Raw genomic sequence first — 17,163 nt, 5'->3', positions numbered from 1 at the left:
TTATTCGGCAGCTTCTGCCTGAATGAAGCCACCAGATTGCCGATGCCAGAACCGGGCGTAAAGCCCGCCCTGATCCAAAAGGTCTTCGTGGGTTCCGGTTTCCACGATTTGCCCCTGATCCAGAACGATGATCCGGTCCATCTCGCTGAGCGTTGACAATCTGTGGGCGATGGCCAGAACGGTTTTGCCCTGCATCACCCGATGAAGCGCCGATTGAATCGACGCCTCGACCTCGGAATCAAGGGCCGAGGTTGCCTCGTCCAGAACCAGAATGGGCGCGTCCTTAAGAATAGCGCGAGCCAGGGCGATCCGTTGCCTTTGGCCACCGCTGAGCTTTACGCCACGCTCGCCCAGATGAGCGTCATAGCCGGTACGGCCCTGGGCGTCCTTGAGGCTCAGGATGAAGTCATGCGCTTCGGCCTTGATTGCGGCCTTGATCAACTCGGCCTCGGACGCGTCCGGGCGGCCATAGAGGATGTTTTCGCGGGCGGACCGGTTGAACATCGCCGTTTCCTGCGTGACCATGCCGATTTGGCGGCGCAAACTGTCCTGCGTGACCTGCGACACGTCCTGCCCGTCGATGCAAATAGCGCCGTTTTCCCTATCATAGAGCCGAAGAAGCAGCGAAACGAGTGTTGATTTGCCCGCCCCTGAGGCACCGACAATTCCCAGCTTCTCGCCCGGTTGCACGGTAAGCGTCAGGTCCGTAACACCGCCCACATCCCGACCGTATGCAAAGCTGACATCTTCAAACGAGATGGATCCTTCGGTTACATCAAGATCTTTCGCGCTGCGCGCATCCTCGACCCTGTCCCGTCTGGCCAGCGTCTTCATCCCGTTTTCGATCTCACCCACATTGGCATAGAGGCCCATCAGCGTGAAACTGACCCATCCGGTCATCTGCGAAATACGAACCGACACGGCGCCAGCGGCAACGATGTCACCCGCAGTCGCCAATCCGAACTGCCATAACCACAGCGTCGCCCCCAGCAGGAGAACAGGCAAAATGCCGGCAAGCGCCATCAGGACGAACCGGAAACTGGCCGACAGCTTGCCAAACGCCAGTGATTTTTTCCGCAGTTCGACCATCGAGTGCCGCGCGGCCTGATCTTCGAAATCCGAGTGCGCAAAAAGCTTGACGGTTTTGATGTTGGTGATCGTGTCGACCACCTGCCCCGAAACCATCGCCCGCGCCCCGGCACGCGCAGCCGAGCGTATGCGAATACGCGGCAGGTACCAGCGCACCAGAAGGAAATAGACCACCAGCCAGGCTGCAAAGGGCAGCATCACCAAAGGATGAATAGACCCTAACAAAAGCAAAGAGCCCGCTAGCGACGCCAACGCAAACACAATCGCACTGATCGTTTCGGACACGACCGAGGCCATGGCGTTCGACGTCTGCATCTGTTTCTGGGCAATGCGCCCGGCGAAATCATCGTCGAAATAGGTGACAGACTGGCCCAGCGTCCAGCGGTTCAGCTTGGCCAGCACCAAAGGCGTGATGTTGGGCATCACGATATAGTTGTTCGAAATCGAAGACAGCCCAAACAGGATCGGGCGCAGCAGCATGAAGAACACCACCGCCCCAAAGATCATCCACATATTCCCGGCGGTCATGAAATGCTCGGGCCCGCTGGATGTTGCCACATCGATCACACGCCCCAGAATCCACGCTGTTCCAGCCTCCATCGCGCCAGCCAGGGCCGAAAAGAACGCGGCGACAAACAGCATGGGCCAAGCACCGGAAAGGCTCCAGCGAATGAACGCCCCCAATGTCTGCGGCGGGGGCGTTTCTGTGGTCCTGAACGGATAGATGAGATCGGCAATCTTCATTCAGCGGCCTCCGGGTTCATGAAGCCGCCAGATTGCCGCGCCCAGAACTGCGCGTAAAGGCCACCCTGCGCCAATAGATCAGAATGCGCGCCCTCTTCGACGATGCGGCCCCCGTCCATCACCAGAATGCGATCCATCTGCGCAATGGTGCTGAGACGGTGGGCGATGGCGATCACGGTCTTGCCCTGCATCATTCCGTAGAGCGTTTCCTGAATTGACGCTTCGACCTCGGAATCCAGCGCCGATGTCGCCTCGTCCAGCAAAAGGATTGGTGCGTCCTTCAGGATCACCCGAGCCAGCGTTACCCGCTGCCGCTGACCACCAGACAGCTTTACGCCCCGCTCACCCACATGCGCATCATACCCGGTGCGCCCCTGCGGGTCTTGCAGGTCAAGGATGAACGCGTGCGCTTCGGCCTGTTTGGCTGCGGCAATCATCTGCGCCTCGGTCGCGTCCGGACGACCGTAAAGGATGTTGTCACGCACAGAGCGATGCAGCAACGCACTATCTTGCTGGACCATGCCGATATGGCTGCGCAGGCTGTCCTGTGTGACACCCGCAATGTTCTGATCATCAATCAGAATGGCACCGCGTTCGACGTCATAAAATCGCAAAAGCAGCTTTACCAGAGTCGATTTTCCGGCACCCGACCGCCCAATGAGGCCGATCTTTTCGCCGGGCTGAATGGTCAGGTTGATGTGGTCAAGCCCACCGGCATCGCGCCCGTAATGGTGCGAGAGATTGCGGATCTGGATCTCACCCCTGGTCAACCGCAGGGGTTTGGCGTCGCGCGCGTCAAGCAGATCGATGGGTTGGGCAATGGTCTCCATCCCCTCAGCCACGATACCAAGCTGGCGGAAGAAGCTGGTCAGCGCCCACATGATCCATCCGGTCATGGCGTTCAGGCGCAGGGTCAGTGCGGTTGCTGCCGCGACGACGCCGACCGAAGCGGAACCCTGCATCCACAAGGCAATTGCCCAGCCCACGACACCCACGATCAGCACCCCGTTCAGGGTGACCAGAACCGCATCCATGATGGTGAAAATCCGCATCTCGATCTGGAATGTCCGGCGCGTTTCCTCGATCGCTTCGCGGGCATAGTCCAGTTCTTGCGGGCCATGGGCGAACATCTTGACGGAATGAATGTTGGTATAGCTGTCCACGACGCGGCCGGTAACAGTTGACCGCGCATCGGAGGCCGCCTTGGAGGCCGGCCCGACACGGTGAACCGTCCAGCGCACCAGCATCGCGTAGAACACAAACCAGATCAGCAGCGGGATCAACAGGCGCGCATCCGCTACATAAAGCAGGATCGCCGCACCGACCAGGTAGGCCAGTGAAAAGGAAATCGCGTCAAAGACCTGAAAGATCACCTCACCCGCTGCGGGCGGTGTCTGCATGATCCGGTTGGCAATCCGCCCTGCAAAATCGTTTTCGAACCAGCCAACCGACTGACGCAGAACGTGTTTATGGGCGCGCCATCGGATCAGAGTGCCAAAGTTCGGCAGGATCGTGTTGTTCAGGATCAGTACATCGACAAGATGCAACAAAGGGCGCAGAAACAGGACAAAGGCCGCGATCAACAGCAGCTCGGTCCCGTGGTTCTGCCAAACCTCGGTTGGGGTACCGCCCAACAGGTCGACGACACGACCCATATAATAGATCAACCCGATCTCGACACCGGCGACGATAATGGAAATCAGCGCAGCCCAGACAAAGACCCGGTAGAACGGGCGCGAATAGTCCAGCAGGAACGGCCACAGCCGGGTCGGCGGCGTGTCAGCCTCATGATAGGCGACAAAAGGGTCAACAAGGTTTTCGAAATAGCGAAACATGGAGTGTGCTCCGATTGAGCAGAGAAAAAGACGTGCGAAGACAGATGGCGCCTGAACACCACCCTTTACGGGGCAAGTGTCCCGGCTTTAGCCGAACCAGATCCCGTAATACATTCGCATTCCTCCATCCATATGACGGGCGCACCTAACCACAATGGGCAAAAGTTGTCATTCCCTTTTGAGACTAAACATCAGCTTGCAAGCAAGTCTTCGCGTGACAGCTCAAAACCCGACGCGATCCAGAGGCTTTCAAGCTCGGCCAGTTTCTGGCCCAGCGCCGGGCCGGTGAACCCGGGGATCAGGTCCTTGGCCTGTATCGGGAAACGCGCGGCTGCACCTGCGTGCAGGTCCTGTCTGAAGTTTTCGGACCAGGCTTGTTCAAAGAAGGCGCACCGCAAAAGGGTTTTGTTCAACCCGCCTTCGTCACCATACCGATAGCCCAGTTCAGCCACGCTGGTGGTTGACTGTGCTTCGGTCCGCATTCCGGTCAGGCGTTGCAGTTGCGAACGGCTCAGGCGCAGGGTTGCGGCATCATCGGGCGTCGCGATAGCCGCCAGACGGCGCAGGGGGTTCGGCTCGGCACCTGCAGCATGTTCCAAAGCGACCAGCGGTGCCAGCGACCGGTCATCCGCGCCCGGCAGCAATTGCGCCAATACGCCGGTGCTGCGCATCGTCGCAATGGATGGGGCCGGATCGGGTGCGCCCAGCAGTTTCAGCAGCTCGGCCCCGACGCGTTCCCGCGACAACGAGGTCAGCCCATCAAGATTGGCACCAATGGCCGCCAGCGCGTCCGGGTCGAAACCGGCATCCGGGTCACCATACCAGGCGTGAAACCGGAAATAGCGCAGTGACCGCAGATAGTCTTCGCGAATGCGATCTTGAGCCTCGCCGATGAACCGCACGCGCCGGGCCTGAAGGTCGGGAAGCCCGCCAAGCGGGTCTAACACGGTGCCATCTGGCAGTGCATAAAGCGCATTCATGGTAAAGTCGCGCCGCGCGGCATCTTCTTCGACGTGATCGGAAAAGGCGATGACGGCGCGGCGGCCATCAGTTTCGACGTCACGCCGGAAAGTGGTGATCTCGTGCGGGATACCGGCGCTGACCACAGTAATCGTGCCATGGTCGATACCGGTGGGGATGGCCTTGAGGCCCGCAGCCTGCGCCATCTCGACAACCTGTTCAGGCCGGGCGTCAGTGGCAATGTCGATATCCGAAACCGGCGCGCCCAGCAGCGCATTGCGCACGCACCCGCCCACAAAAAGCGCTTGCGCCCCGGATGAGGTCAGGGCGGCGCATACCTTTTGGGTCGCCGGTTCGCTGACCCAAAGTTCTTCAATCTGCATCATTCATTCACCCGTGCAGCAAGCCCGCGCAATATGCGGGCCGTCGCGCCCCATATGTAATAAGGGCCGTACGGAACTGTGTAATATCTGCGTTTCTGGCCACGCCAGCGGCGCGATTCAACCAGATAGTTCTTGGGATTCAAGAGATGCGCAAGGGGGGTCGAAAAGACTTCGTCGACTTCGCCGGGTTCCGGAACAGGTTGGAATCCCTTTCGAAGAACGGCCACCACGGGTGTAACCGTGAAAGAGGTGACTGTTTCATGCGTCGGCAGGTAACCCAGAATTTCTGGAAGATCCGCGGGAAGACCAATCTCTTCCTGTGCTTCGCGCAGGGCCGTAGCCGTGACATCTGCATCCCCTTCATCCTGTTTGCCGCCGGGGAACGCGATCTGACCCGGATGGTGTTTGAGGGCCGAGGACCGTTTCGTCAGAATCACCCGAGGGGTGTCATCTGCAAGCGAGATTGCAACCAGAACCCCCGCCGGGCGCAGGCGGCGCCCGGGCGGCAGGACAGTGTCCGGGTTCAGGTCAAAGTCGCTGGACCCGTGACCGGGACGGCGCAGTGCCGTCCGGATCTGTTCAATCGGGTCAAGCACCCTTGCGGTCTTCGGCTTCAAAGCCAACCGTTGACGGATCAAGCACGTAATGTGCGCCGCAGAACTGGCAATCGGCAGTGACCTGACCTTCGGGCGTCGTCATCTTTTCGAGGTCCTTTGCCGAATAGATCGACAGGCTCTGCCGTACCCGGTCTTCGGAGCAGGTGCAGCCAAACTGCACGGACTGCGCATCATAGACCCGTGGCTGTTCTTCGTGGAATAGCCGGACCAACAATTCAGTCGGCGCAATTGAAGGACCGATCAACTCAAGATCCTCGACTGTGTCCAGCAGGATATTGACCCGGCCCCAGTTTTCGCCCTCTTCGCCGTCGACCAGATCGCTGGCGGTCAGAATCTCGCCATTGCCTTCCCCCGAGGCGGCGAATGGCGAGGCTTTGGGCATATGCTGCAACATGATACCACCGGCACGCCAGTGTTCATTCACGCCGGGCTCGGTCGATTTGCCAAAGCTCAGCGAGAACCGGGTTGGCAGCTGTTCGGACTGCGCAAAATAGGCCTCGGCGCAGGCGCTGAGAGAGGCCCCGGTCAGCGGAGTGATGCCCTGATAGGGCTGCGTGCCTTTGCCCTGATCTATCATGATGGCAAAGTACCCCTCGCCCACTTGGTCGAAGGGTGCTGAATTGGTTAGACGTTCACGGTCAAAGCTGGCATAGGCCCGGATCTGCGCAGGGTGGCCTTCGGTCTTGGGTGCGTAATAGTCGGTCGCAATCATGCGCACCGGCCCCTTGGACTGCACCTGCAACGACAGCTTCCAGCGCAGCGCAACCGTCTGCCCGATCAATGCGGTCAGCAGGGCCATCTCGGCCACCAGCGCCTCGACCTGTTCGGGGTAGTCATGCTGCTTCAGGATGCCATCCAGCACACCATCCAGACGAGCCACACGGCCACGCATATCCGATACATCGAGTTGAAAGGGCAGGACGGTATCGTCCCACGCGATTTTCGTTCCAAGAGACATGGGGTTTCCTTACGCGCCACAGGTTGGCATACCGGCACCATATAGGTCGAACAGATTAGGTTTTAAGGGGCCATACATGATCAGGCGGTTCGGTGAAACCCCAGAGCCGGGGCGGAAATACACGCGACGGGTCGGTGTTTACGCACTTTTGCCCCGCAGAAGTCACCTTTTGCTGACCTGCCAGACAGAACCCGGACCCGACCTGCAATTGCCCGGCGGTGGTATTGATCCGGGCGAATCACCTGTTACCGCCCTGCATCGTGAAGTCTTTGAAGAAACCGGGTGGCTTATTGCTGCACCTCGACGGATTGGCGCCTTTCGACGCTTCACTTATATGCCGGAATACGACCTGTGGGCCGAGAAGGTCTGCCTGATCTATCGCGCCCACCCCGTACGCCGCATAGGCCCGCCGACCGAGGCGTTTCACGAAGCGTTGTGGATGGAAACCGCCGACGCCGTCGGTTTATTGGGAAATGACGGTGACCGGCATTTTGCCGAAATACACCTCGGCTCGCTTTAAGGTCCGTTATATTCAAAGAAGACGGCCGAGACGTCGTCTCCGATACCGTCTTTCGGTGACATCACTTGCGTCAAACGCCAGAACAAGTCGTCCAGAAACTCTGACCCGCCCCTTTCCGAGATGCTCTGTTGGGCCATCTGACGCAAACCGTCTTCGTCCAACAAACCTCCACCAGCCAGTTGGCATTCTGTAAACCCGTCCGAGTACAACAGCAGCTTGTCGCCGGGCTGCATCTGCGTTTCGATTTGTTGAAAGCGCGCATCTTCGATCAATCCTATGGGCAAGCCTCCGTCACCAAGAAACTCGGCGCGACCACCCTGCCGCAGCAGCAGGGGATGCGGATGCCCGGCTTGCACCATCTTCAGATGCCCGTTGCGCAGGTCGACGATGGCGTAGATCATCGTAAAATACTCTTCGATACCTTCATCGGCCATCAGCCGGGAATTGAGCGTTTCAGCCACATGTTTCGGTGGTAGAAGTGCGTAAAACTTGTCGAACCTCCGCTCCATCGCGACGTTCTGGTCAAAATGTTTGCTGGACAGATACCCCCCCAATCGCGCCGTCATCATGGCCGAGGTGATACCATGCCCGGATACGTCGATGCTGTAGAACCCAAGCCGGTTCACCCCGGGCGAGAACATCCCCACCAGATCACCGCCGATATGACCACAAGGTTTCAGCAACAAACTGACCCGCGATTTGCCGAATGTCCGGGTCAGTTCGGGAACCAGCGATTCCTGAATTTTCCGCGCCTGCATCAGGTCCTTGTCGATCGCGTCATGCGCAAGCCTGAGTTCCTTGAGCGCGGATTCAATCAGGCGGTTTTTCTGGGAGAGCTCGCGCTGCATGTCCAGAATGCGCGCACCAGCTGAAATCCGGGCGCGCAGTTCGTCCGCCTCAAGCGGCTTGATCAGAAAATCGTCGGCCCCGGCATCCAGACCGCGCGCGACTTCCTGCTTTTCGCTTTTGGATGTCAGAAGGATGAAATAGCTGTATTGATCCGTTTCCAAGGCCCGAAAGGCACAGCAGAATTCAAGGCCGCTCATCCCCGGCATGACCCAGTCGCTCAGCACAAGATCGGGCGGATTATCGACACAAAGCGCCAAAGCGGCATGGCCTGTATCGGCCTCGATCACCTCGAACCCCCATTTCCTGAGCGAGGCCACCAGAATGCGCCGTTGCAGGCGGCTGTCATCCACCACCAGCACCGTGCGGATCGCGCCGAAATCCAGATCAGTTCTGGTTTCCTCAAGACTCGCCCCCGGCACCATTTACCCTCTGCTCTGATGAGTTTCGTCACTTATGGCGAACCTATCGCCGACTGATTTAACATCCGGTGAAGAGTGACGATTGCCGAAGCGTGGCCCCGTTAACCTGCTTTTTACCGGACGCGTCTATTCAGAACCATGACCATTCATTAGCTGGTGTATAGGATGATCCACTGGGCCAGAGTCAGGCAGTTGCGGGATGAAGTCGGCCCCGAGGAATTCGATGAGGTGGTGGAGATATTTCTGGAAGAGGTGCAGGACGTGATCACCCGCCTGCGCCGCGATACCAACCGGGCCGAGCTGGAACAGAACCTGCATTTCCTGAAAGGCAGCGCGTTGAGCCTGGGGTTCGATCAATTCTCGAAACTCTGCCAGGATGGGGAACGGCAGGCGGCGGGAGGGAAAGGGGCCGAGGTTGATCTGCCGGCGCTTTTGGCCGCTTTCGACAGCTCAAAAACCGTGTTTGAAGCCGAGCTGAACAAGAACCTGAACTAGATCACGAACTGTGCCAGCGTCTCGTCCTCGGTGATGTCGGTATAGGTGAACCCGGCATCGTCCAGATGGGCAAACAGGCGCATAAAGTTTTCGGGCTTGCGGGTTTCGATCCCGATCAGAACCGAACCGAAATTGCGCGCCGATTTCTTCATGTATTCAAACCGCGCGATGTCATCCTCGGGGCCGAGAATATTCAGGAACTCCTTCAGGGCGCCGGGTCGCTGCGGCAGGCGCAGGATGAAGTACTTTTTCACACCGGAATAACGCTGCGCACGTTCCTTGACCTCGGGCAGGCGTTCGAAATCGAAATTGCCGCCGGATGTCAGGCAGACCACGGTCTTTCCGCGAACAAAACTTTGGATATCGCCTACTGCCTCGATCGCCAGCGCCCCCGCAGGTTCCAGCACGATGCCTTCAACATTCAGCATCTCAATCATGGTGGTGCAGATACGATCCTCGGACAGGACCAGAACATCCGACAGGTGACGTGATTTCAACAACTCGAACGGCTTTTCACCGATCCGCCCGACCGCCGCGCCATCGACAAAGGTATCTACTCGATCCAGCGAAACAGGGTGTCCTGCTGCGAGGGCTGCGCGCAGACAGGCCCCTCCGGCCGGTTCGACGAACAGGCAATGGGTGCGGTCCCCGAACCAAGTGGCCACGCCGGCGGACATGCCGCCTCCGCCCACGGGAAGTACAATGTGATCGGGCGCACCGCCCATCTGCCTTTCGATTTCAACCGCCAGCGAGGCTTGCCCTTCGATCACATCGGCATCGTCAAAAGGCGACAGGAAATACCCGCCCTGCTGTACGCACCACGCCTGAGCGGCAGCGAGCGTGTCATCGAAATAGTCACCGATCAGATGAATCTCGACGTTATCCCCGCCAAAAATGCGGGTTTTCTGGATCTTCTGCTGAGGCGTCGTGACCGGCATGAAGATCACGCCCCGGACGCCCAGATGCTTGCACATGAAGGCCACGCCCTGCGCGTGATTGCCCGCACTGGCACAGACGAACAGGTCCTGCCCCTGCTGCTTGCGCATGGCGTTAAAGGCACCGCGGATCTTGTAGGAGCGCACCGGGCTCAGGTCTTCGCGCTTGAGCCAGATATCCGCCCCATAACGTTCGGACAGGTGGGCATTGCGCTGCAACGGCGTTGCCGGGAACACAGAGCGCATCGCCTTTTCGGCGGCGCGGGCGCGAGTCATGAAGTCAGTCATGCGGCATTCCCTGCCCCATCAGCGCGATAAGGGCAAGGAATACATATGTGTACGCGGGTCAGGAGAGTTGGCGTTTTTCAATAAAGACGCCATACATGGTTGTCAGGATGCTGACGTTGATCAACGGCAGGATCAGCATTCCAAAAAACAATGTCAGTAAGATGCCTAACAGAGGAATAAACGCCAACCCGGTGAATATTAGCTGAACCAGAAATTGGAACAGAAAATTCACGATCAAAAGAACAATAATAGCCCCCGATGCACCCTGAGTGCTGTTCCATACATCTGCCAGAGTCGCCGGGTGCCCGATAGCTGCCGCTGGCAAGACGATAGAAAGGCGATAAAAGCAGACAACCAGAAAGATGGCATAAACAGCGACAAGCGCGAATCCGAATGAGCCGCCACTCAGTGCTGACATAACAAAGCCCATCGGAAGGAATGCAATGGCCATCAAAATTCCCAACATCAGAAAGCGACCGAAATAGGCCTGAATCCTGTCGAAGCGGAATGTCGGGAGTATTCCCGTGGGATATTCTTCCATCAGGATGAAGCGGTGCCATGACACCGCGATCCAGAACATGGTAACGGACATTACCGCCAGTAAAACGACCACAAAGACAAAGGCTGAACCTGCGGTTGCACCTGGCGGCAACGCGCCTGTGTTGTCTTCAAGCGCCTCAAGCGGAATACCAAGCGCCAAAAACACGCCCACGATGATGATTGTCGCAATTAGAGCAGGGCCAACCGTTATCTGTAGCGCCTGCTTGATGTTTCCAAATACCATCCGCACAGAATGCAAGAAAATCTGCCATCCCAACATTTGAAACCGCCCCTTCAACCAATGCTTGTTATTCTCTGCACCCGTTTCACCCCATTTCAGGTACTGCGTCAATCCTCACAACTTGCCCCCGCGTCCAAAACCCGCTAGGGGCCAATCGTTCTACGCATAAAGGGAAGTCAGATGTCCGCGCCCAAGAAAGTTGTTCTGGCCTATTCCGGTGGCCTTGATACCTCGATCATTCTGAAATGGCTGCAGACCGAGTATGGCTGTGAGGTCGTGACCTTCACCGCCGATCTGGGTCAGGGCGAGGAGCTGGAGCCCGCGCGCCAAAAGGCCGAACTGCTGGGGATCAAGCCCGAGAACATCTATATCGAGGATATCCGCGAGGAATTTGTCCGCGATTTCGTGTTCCCGATGTTCCGTGCCAATGCGCAATATGAAGGTCTGTACCTGCTGGGCACCTCGATCGCGCGGCCGCTGATCTCGAAACGCCTGATTGAGATCGCTGCCGAAACCGGTGCTGATGCCGTCGCCCATGGTGCAACCGGCAAAGGCAATGACCAGGTCCGGTTCGAGCTGGCAGCATATGCGCTGAACCCCGATATCAAGGTGATCGCCCCTTGGCGCGAGTGGGATTTGACCAGCCGTACCAAGCTGCTTGAATTCGCCGAGCAGAACCAGATTCCGATTGCCAAGGACAAGCGTGGTGAGGCGCCGTTCTCGGTCGATGCGAACCTGCTGCATACCTCATCCGAGGGCAAGGTTCTGGAAGACCCTGCCGATATGGCGCCCGACTATGTCTATCAGCGCACCGTCCACCCCGAGGACGCCCCGAACGAGCCTGAGTTCATCGAGATCGGCTTTGAAAAAGGCGACGCGGTCAGCATCAACGGCGAAGCGATGAGCCCGGCTACGATCCTAACCAAGCTGAACGAATACGGCGGCAAGCACGGTATTGGCCGTCTGGACCTGGTCGAAGGCCGTTTTGTAGGCATGAAGTCGCGCGGTATCTACGAGACACCCGGCGGCACCATCCTGCTGGAAGCGCACCGCGGCATTGAATCCATCACCATGGACCGTGGCGCGATGCATTTGAAAGACCAGCTGATGCCGCAATATGCGGAACTCATCTATAACGGTTTCTGGTACAGCCCCGAGCGCGAGATGCTGCAAGCCGCCATCGACAGGTCGCAAGAGCATGTCACCGGCACCGTTCGCGTGAAGCTGTACAAAGGTCTGGCCTCGACCGTGGGTCGCTGGTCGGATCATTCGCTGTACTCTGAGGCGCATGTGACCTTCGAAGAGGATGCAGGTGCGTACGATCAGAAAGATGCGGCAGGCTTTATCCAGTTGAATGCCCTGCGTCTGAAACTGCTGGCTGCGCGCAACAAGCGCTTGTCCAAGTGATCGACGAAGACGATAGCGACGACGAACTCGACATGTTCATCGAGGCGCAGGACACGGTTTGGGCCGATGTCCTGCGCGAACTTGAACAGGGGCAGAAAACCAGCCACTGGATGTGGTTCGTGTTTCCACAACTGGCCGAGCTAGGTCAATCCCATATGGCACAGCTCTACGGCATTGAAGATCTGGACGAGGCGACACGCTATCTGAACCACCCGGAACTGCGCGACCGGCTTAGGCAGGCGGCCTCGCTGATGTTGCTGCACGCAGGACGCGATGCCAGCGACGTTCTGGGCGGGATTGACGCGAAAAAGCTGCGATCTTCGATGACATTGTTTTCGTCTGTGGCAGATGCTCCGCCCGAGTTTCGTGCTGTTCTGGACGCCTTCTATGGCGGTAAGCCTTGTGACCGGACGGTTCAGATCCTCGGCGCATCGTGATCAGAAGTTCCAGTTGGGTCAGCCTTGCCTGTTCGGCACCTGACGCATTACGCATTCGGAAACCGTGAAAGGATCCCGAATGCTTCAGGACATCGCCGATGGAATTCAAAAAGGGCTGAACGGCAAAAGCTTTGACGGTTCGCTCAAATTCGATTGCGGCGCGGACGGTGTGATTGTTCTGGCGGACAATCAGGCATCGACGCAGGACCGGGACACGGATTGCACAATCCGCATCTCGCAGGAAAACCTGACCAAGCTGCTGACCGGAAAGCTGAACCCGATGACCGGCGTTGCTTTGGGCAAGCTCAAGATCTCGGGCAATATGGGTGTTGCGATGAAGCTGGGGCAACTGCTGGGCTGAATTTGCCGCAAAGCTGGCCTTTGGTCCGAGTCCAGCCAGACTGGCGGTTCCACCCGCGGTGTATCGCAGTTCCGCATCGGGATACCTATCGCGCATGATCTGTTGCAAATGAGCGGAGGTTTCGCCCACCCTTCAAATGAGCCGTATACAGGTGATCGCAGACGATAAACTCGTCTCACCAGCGCGTGACATTGCATGACAGGCAATTGCAAGGCGGTCGAACCCGCGTCAATCTCATCTTAAAAGGAGACCTGACATGATGCGGACTGCTTATTTCGAAACCGTCAGACCAGCCCTTCTGTTTACACTGATTGCATTGGCTGCCCTGTTGCGCGCGCTGCCTGCCCCGGCTGCAGGAACCGAAACGCTGACGGTGGCCGGAGGGTGTTTCTGGTGCGTGGAATCCGATTTCGAATCCGTGCCCGGCGTTATCGATGCGGTGTCGGGGTACACCGGCGGGACATCTGCGGACCCGACATATGATCAGGTTTCAAAAGGGGGGACCGGCCATTACGAGGCGGTTCAGATCACGTTCGATCCGGCGCGGGTCTCTCGCGCATCGTTGCTGAGCATGTTTTTCCGGTCGGTTGACCCGACAGACGCCGGTGGCCAGTTCTGCGACCGGGGCGAAAGCTATCGAACTGCGATATTCGTCTCTAACACAGGAGAAAAGGCGCTGGCGGAACAAGCCAAAACAGACGCGCAGCAAGCGCTGGGGCAGACCATTGTCACCCCGGTTCTGAGCGCAGGACCCTTTTACCCCGCCGAGGCGTATCATCAGAATTATTACAAAGGCAACAAACTGGTCCTTACCCGCTTTGGACCAAAGCGTCAGCACAACGCCTACAAAGCGTATCGCAAAGCCTGTGGTCGTGACGCGCGCGTCAAGCAGCTTTGGGGCGGGGAAGCGCCATTTGCAGGGTCCTAGTCAAAGGATGCGTCACGCACTTCTTTCAGATCGGGAATGACATCCGCCGTTCCGTGCCGCATGACCATCAGAGCTGCGGCGCGGTTTGCCTGCAATATGGCCTGTTCCATTGGCATTCCGCGATCCATGCCTGCCAGCACATAGCCGGTGAAGGTGTCGCCTGCCCCTGTGGTATCCACCGCCCGCACCTTATGCGCGGGAAACTCGACCGGATCGTTGCCCTGCTGCAAGTACCTCGCGCCTTTTGAGCCGAGGGTAACGATGACATGCCGAACAGGCAGATCGGCGATGCTCAGACCGGTTTCCTGACGCAGTTGCTCGGCCTCCACCTCATTCAGGATCAGAAAATCCAGAAAAGGCAGAACGCCCTGAACGGCCTGTGCCTGAAACGGGGCTGCGGCATAACAGACGGTCAAGCCAAGCTTGCGCCCCAGCTGCGCCGCTTCGACCTGGGCATTGGTTTCATTCTGCAAGATCAGCAGATCACCGGTGTTTGCCGAGGCCAGCGCCTGCCCCAGATGGGCGGGTTCCAATGCGTGATTGGCGCCGGGATACAGGATAATCAGGTTTTCACCCTCGGCATCCACCGCAATGATGGCGTGGCCCGTGGGAACATCCACCTCAGAGATATGGCGTGTATCCACACCATATTCTGTTAGTCGATCCTTGGCCCAGCGCCCATCGGGCCCCACGGCACCTATATGGCTGACGCGTGATCCCGCACGCGCAGCGGCCACCGACATGTTGGCCCCCTTGCCGCCCAGAAACCGATCCAGCCGACGGGCGGCCAGGGTTTCCCCCGGCGCAGGCAGATGCGGCAGGTCATAGACCATATCCGCGTTGATCGAGCCGAGATTCCAGATCGTCATGATTTATCCGATGTCGCAAGAGGCCAGAATGGCCATATTCAGAATATCGTTCGCGGTCGAGACGGTCGAGCAGATCTGGATCGGCTTGTCGATGCCTGACAGGATCGGGCCAATCACGGTGGCTCCACCCATTTCCTGCATCAGCTTGGTCGAGATTGATGCCGAATGCCGGGCCGGAACGATCAGGATATTCGCCGGACCGGTCAGGCGCGAGAACGGATAGGCCGTTTGCTGTTCGACGTTCAGGGCAACGTCCACCGTCATTTCACCCTCGTATTCAAAGTCAACGCCGCGCCGATCCAGCACAGCCGGGGCCCGGTGCATCTTTTCAGCACGTTCTGACACCGGATAGCCAAAAGTTGAGAAGCTGACAAAAGCCACGCGGGGCTCCAACCCCATATGCCGGGCAACTGCGGCCGAACGTTCGGCAATATTCGCCAGATCGTTTTCGTCAGGCCATTCATGCACCAGTGTGTCGCCAATCAGGACAATCCGGCCTTTATGCAGCAAAGCTGTCACACCGGCGGCACCATTGGCGGCATCGGCATCAAACACATGGTTGATCCGGTCGAGCACATGCGCAGACTTGCGGGTTGCGCCGGTGACCAGACCATCACCATGCCCATGGGCCAGCATCAGCGACGAAAACACATGCCGGTCCCGTGCGGCCAGACGGTGAATATCTTTGCGGTCAAATCCCTTACGCTGCAAGCGCTGATACAGGAAGTTCGAATAGGTTTCGAGATGCGTGGTATTGGCGGCATTCACGACCTCGATTTCGCGTACAGCGTCGCCCAGGCCCGTGGCTTCCAGTTTGGCCTTAACATCGTCTGGCCGACCCACCACAAGCGCCTTGCCGAAACCTGACCGCTGATACATGACCGCTGCGCGCAATACCCGGGGATCGTCGCCCTCGGCGAAAATCATGCGGCTTTGCGCCTGACGCGCACGGGCGTTCAAACCGCGCAGGATGCTGGCGGTCGGGTCCATCCGGGATTTCAGACTCAGCTCATACGCGTCCATGTCGATGATCGGACGGCGCGCGGCACCGGTGTCCATCCCCGCCCTTGCAACGGCCGGCGGGATACGGTGGATCAAACGCGGGTCGAACGGAGTAGGGATGATATAGTCACGCCCAAAGGTCAGCGACTTGCCATAGGCCATGGCGACCTCATCCGGCACATCCTCGCGCGCCAGATTGGCAAGTGCGTGGGCGCAGGCGATCTTCATCTCATCATTGATGGCGCGGGCGTGAATGTCCAACGCGCCTCGGAACAGGTAGGGGAAGCCCAGAACGTTATTGACCTGGTTTGGATAATCGCTGCGCCCGGTGGCAACGATCGCATCCACGCGAACCTCGTGCGCTTCTTCTGGAGTAATCTCGGGGTCGGGGTTGGCCATCGCAAAGATGACAGGATTGTCGGCCATGCTGGCAACCATATCCTGCGTGACCGCGCCTTTCACCGAAACGCCCAGGAACACATCCGCCCCCTTCATCGCGTCTTCCAATGTGCGCAAGTCGGTTGTGATCGCGTGGGCCGATTTCCACTGGTTCATGCCCTCTGTCCGGCCCTGATAGATCACGCCCTTGGTATCGCAGACAATGCAGTTTTCGTGCCGCGCGCCCATTGCCTTGAGCAGTTCGATACAGGCAATCCCCGCGGCACCTGCGCCATTCAGAACGATTTTCACGTCCTCGATCTTCTTGCCCGAGATATGCAGCGCGTTCAGCAGGCCCGCCGCACAGATCACGGCCGTGCCGTGCTGGTCATCGTGAAAGACGGGGATGTCCATCTCTTCCTTCAGTCGCTGTTCGATGATGAAACACTCGGGCGCCTTGATGTCTTCCAGATTGATGCCGCCAAAGGTTGGCCCCATCAGACGCACTGCACGGCAGAATTCGTCCGGGTCTTCGGTGTCCAGCTCGATATCGATCGAGTTCACGTCGGCGAACCGTTTGAACAGGACCGATTTGCCTTCCATCACCGGTTTCGAGCCCAGCGCGCCGAGGTTACCAAGGCCCAACACCGCCGTCCCGTTCGAGATTACGGCCACCAGGTTGCCCTTGTTGGTATAATCATAGGCCGTTTCCGGGTTTTCCGCGATAGCCTCGCAGGGAACGGCCACACCCGGGCTGTAGGCCAGCGACAGATCTCGCTGCGTTGTCATGGGGACGGTGGCCTGCACCTCCCACTTGCCGGGGGTGGGGTCCAGGTGAAAGGCCAATGCCTCTTCTTTGGTGATCTTCGCTTTGGGCATCTTAAATGTCGTTTCCATGACTTCAGGGC

Annotated in this window: 16 protein-coding genes; 6 read left to right on the top strand and 10 right to left on the bottom strand. The window is 58.4% G+C overall.

The annotated features are described in order from the left end of the window. The 5 genes from ACR0BF_RS09870 to hslO all read right to left on the bottom strand — a co-directional run bounded on the left by ACR0BF_RS09870 (position 1) and on the right by hslO (position 6,586). A complete protein-coding gene (locus ACR0BF_RS09870; RefSeq protein WP_480624803.1) occupies positions 1 to 1,833 on the bottom strand; it encodes an ABC transporter ATP-binding protein in 1,833 nt (610 codons plus the stop codon). Further along, positions 1,830 to 3,668: an ABC transporter ATP-binding protein gene (locus ACR0BF_RS09865; RefSeq protein ID WP_480474372.1), complete on the bottom strand. Its 1,839-nt coding sequence runs from the start codon at positions 3,666 to 3,668 to the stop codon at positions 1,830 to 1,832. The genes ACR0BF_RS09870 and ACR0BF_RS09865 overlap by 4 nt, the downstream gene beginning before the upstream one ends. A 191-nt stretch (positions 3,669 to 3,859) precedes the next feature. Then, entirely contained in the window at positions 3,860 to 5,014 is a 1,155-nt protein-coding gene (locus ACR0BF_RS09860; protein ID WP_480624802.1) for a CCA tRNA nucleotidyltransferase, read from the bottom strand. Continuing rightward, positions 5,011 to 5,607 (bottom strand): CoA pyrophosphatase, encoded by a 597-nt coding sequence (locus ACR0BF_RS09855; protein WP_480482502.1) that lies wholly within the window; start codon positions 5,605 to 5,607, stop codon positions 5,011 to 5,013. The genes ACR0BF_RS09860 and ACR0BF_RS09855 overlap by 4 nt, the downstream gene beginning before the upstream one ends. Further along, on the bottom strand, positions 5,600 to 6,586 hold the full coding sequence (gene hslO / locus ACR0BF_RS09850; protein WP_480506871.1) for an Hsp33 family molecular chaperone HslO: 987 nt from the start codon (positions 6,584 to 6,586) through the stop codon (positions 5,600 to 5,602). Before hslO ends, ACR0BF_RS09855 begins: the two co-directional genes overlap by 8 nt. Positions 6,587 to 6,662: 76 nt before the next feature. Between hslO and ACR0BF_RS09845 the strand changes: the two genes are divergently transcribed. Next, the gene (locus ACR0BF_RS09845; protein ID WP_480518209.1) at positions 6,663 to 7,106 is read left to right on the top strand and encodes an NUDIX hydrolase; all 444 of its coding nucleotides are present in this window, start codon (positions 6,663 to 6,665) and stop codon (positions 7,104 to 7,106) included. On the opposite strand, the gene ACR0BF_RS09840 is transcribed toward ACR0BF_RS09845, so the two are convergent. Continuing rightward, on the bottom strand, positions 7,103 to 8,377 hold the full coding sequence (locus tag ACR0BF_RS09840) for a PP2C family protein-serine/threonine phosphatase (RefSeq protein WP_480518211.1): 1,275 nt from the start codon (positions 8,375 to 8,377) through the stop codon (positions 7,103 to 7,105). The genes ACR0BF_RS09845 and ACR0BF_RS09840 overlap by 4 nt on opposite strands. 162 nt (positions 8,378 to 8,539) lie before the next feature. Here ACR0BF_RS09840 and ACR0BF_RS09835 point away from each other — a divergent pair, with 162 nt between their 5' ends. Next, a complete protein-coding gene (locus ACR0BF_RS09835; RefSeq protein ID WP_480624801.1) occupies positions 8,540 to 8,869 on the top strand; it encodes an Hpt domain-containing protein in 330 nt (109 codons plus the stop codon). On the opposite strand, the gene ilvA is transcribed toward ACR0BF_RS09835, so the two are convergent. Continuing rightward, positions 8,866 to 10,092: a threonine ammonia-lyase IlvA gene (gene ilvA / locus ACR0BF_RS09830; protein WP_480624800.1), complete on the bottom strand. Its 1,227-nt coding sequence runs from the start codon at positions 10,090 to 10,092 to the stop codon at positions 8,866 to 8,868. The two genes, ACR0BF_RS09835 and ilvA, sit on opposite strands and share 4 nt — an antisense overlap. 58 nt (positions 10,093 to 10,150) lie before the next feature. Next, the gene (locus ACR0BF_RS09825; protein ID WP_480624799.1) at positions 10,151 to 10,912 is read right to left on the bottom strand and encodes a hypothetical protein; all 762 of its coding nucleotides are present in this window, start codon (positions 10,910 to 10,912) and stop codon (positions 10,151 to 10,153) included. Between the two features lie 141 nt (positions 10,913 to 11,053). On the opposite strand from ACR0BF_RS09825, the gene ACR0BF_RS09820 reads away from it, so the two are divergent. The 4 genes from ACR0BF_RS09820 to msrA all read left to right on the top strand — a co-directional run bounded on the left by ACR0BF_RS09820 (position 11,054) and on the right by msrA (position 14,006). Next, entirely contained in the window at positions 11,054 to 12,280 is a 1,227-nt protein-coding gene (locus ACR0BF_RS09820; protein ID WP_209506894.1) for an argininosuccinate synthase, read from the top strand. A 32-nt stretch (positions 12,281 to 12,312) separates the two neighbouring features. Further along, positions 12,313 to 12,717 (top strand): DUF1810 domain-containing protein, encoded by a 405-nt coding sequence (locus tag ACR0BF_RS09815; protein WP_480624892.1) that lies wholly within the window; start codon positions 12,313 to 12,315, stop codon positions 12,715 to 12,717. 79 nt (positions 12,718 to 12,796) lie between these two features. Continuing rightward, positions 12,797 to 13,078 (top strand): SCP2 sterol-binding domain-containing protein, encoded by a 282-nt coding sequence (locus ACR0BF_RS09810; protein WP_267363740.1) that lies wholly within the window; start codon positions 12,797 to 12,799, stop codon positions 13,076 to 13,078. Between the two features lie 256 nt (positions 13,079 to 13,334). After that, positions 13,335 to 14,006, top strand: a complete 672-nt coding sequence (msrA, locus tag ACR0BF_RS09805) for a peptide-methionine (S)-S-oxide reductase MsrA (protein WP_480474382.1) — start codon at positions 13,335 to 13,337, stop codon at positions 14,004 to 14,006. Here msrA and ACR0BF_RS09800 read toward each other — a convergent pair. Beyond that, a complete protein-coding gene (locus ACR0BF_RS09800) occupies positions 14,003 to 14,875 on the bottom strand; it encodes a ribokinase (protein ID WP_480518221.1) in 873 nt (290 codons plus the stop codon). The two genes, msrA and ACR0BF_RS09800, sit on opposite strands and share 4 nt — an antisense overlap. 3 nt (positions 14,876 to 14,878) lie before the next feature. After that, positions 14,879 to 17,134 (bottom strand): NADP-dependent malic enzyme, encoded by a 2,256-nt coding sequence (locus ACR0BF_RS09795; RefSeq protein WP_480494020.1) that lies wholly within the window; start codon positions 17,132 to 17,134, stop codon positions 14,879 to 14,881. Positions 17,135 to 17,163: the final 29 nt, after the last annotated feature.

The organism is Ruegeria sp. AG7 (genome assembly GCF_056541545.1).
The sequence above is the reverse complement of the archived record's forward strand: the minus strand, read 5'-3'. Positions and strand labels throughout refer to the sequence as shown.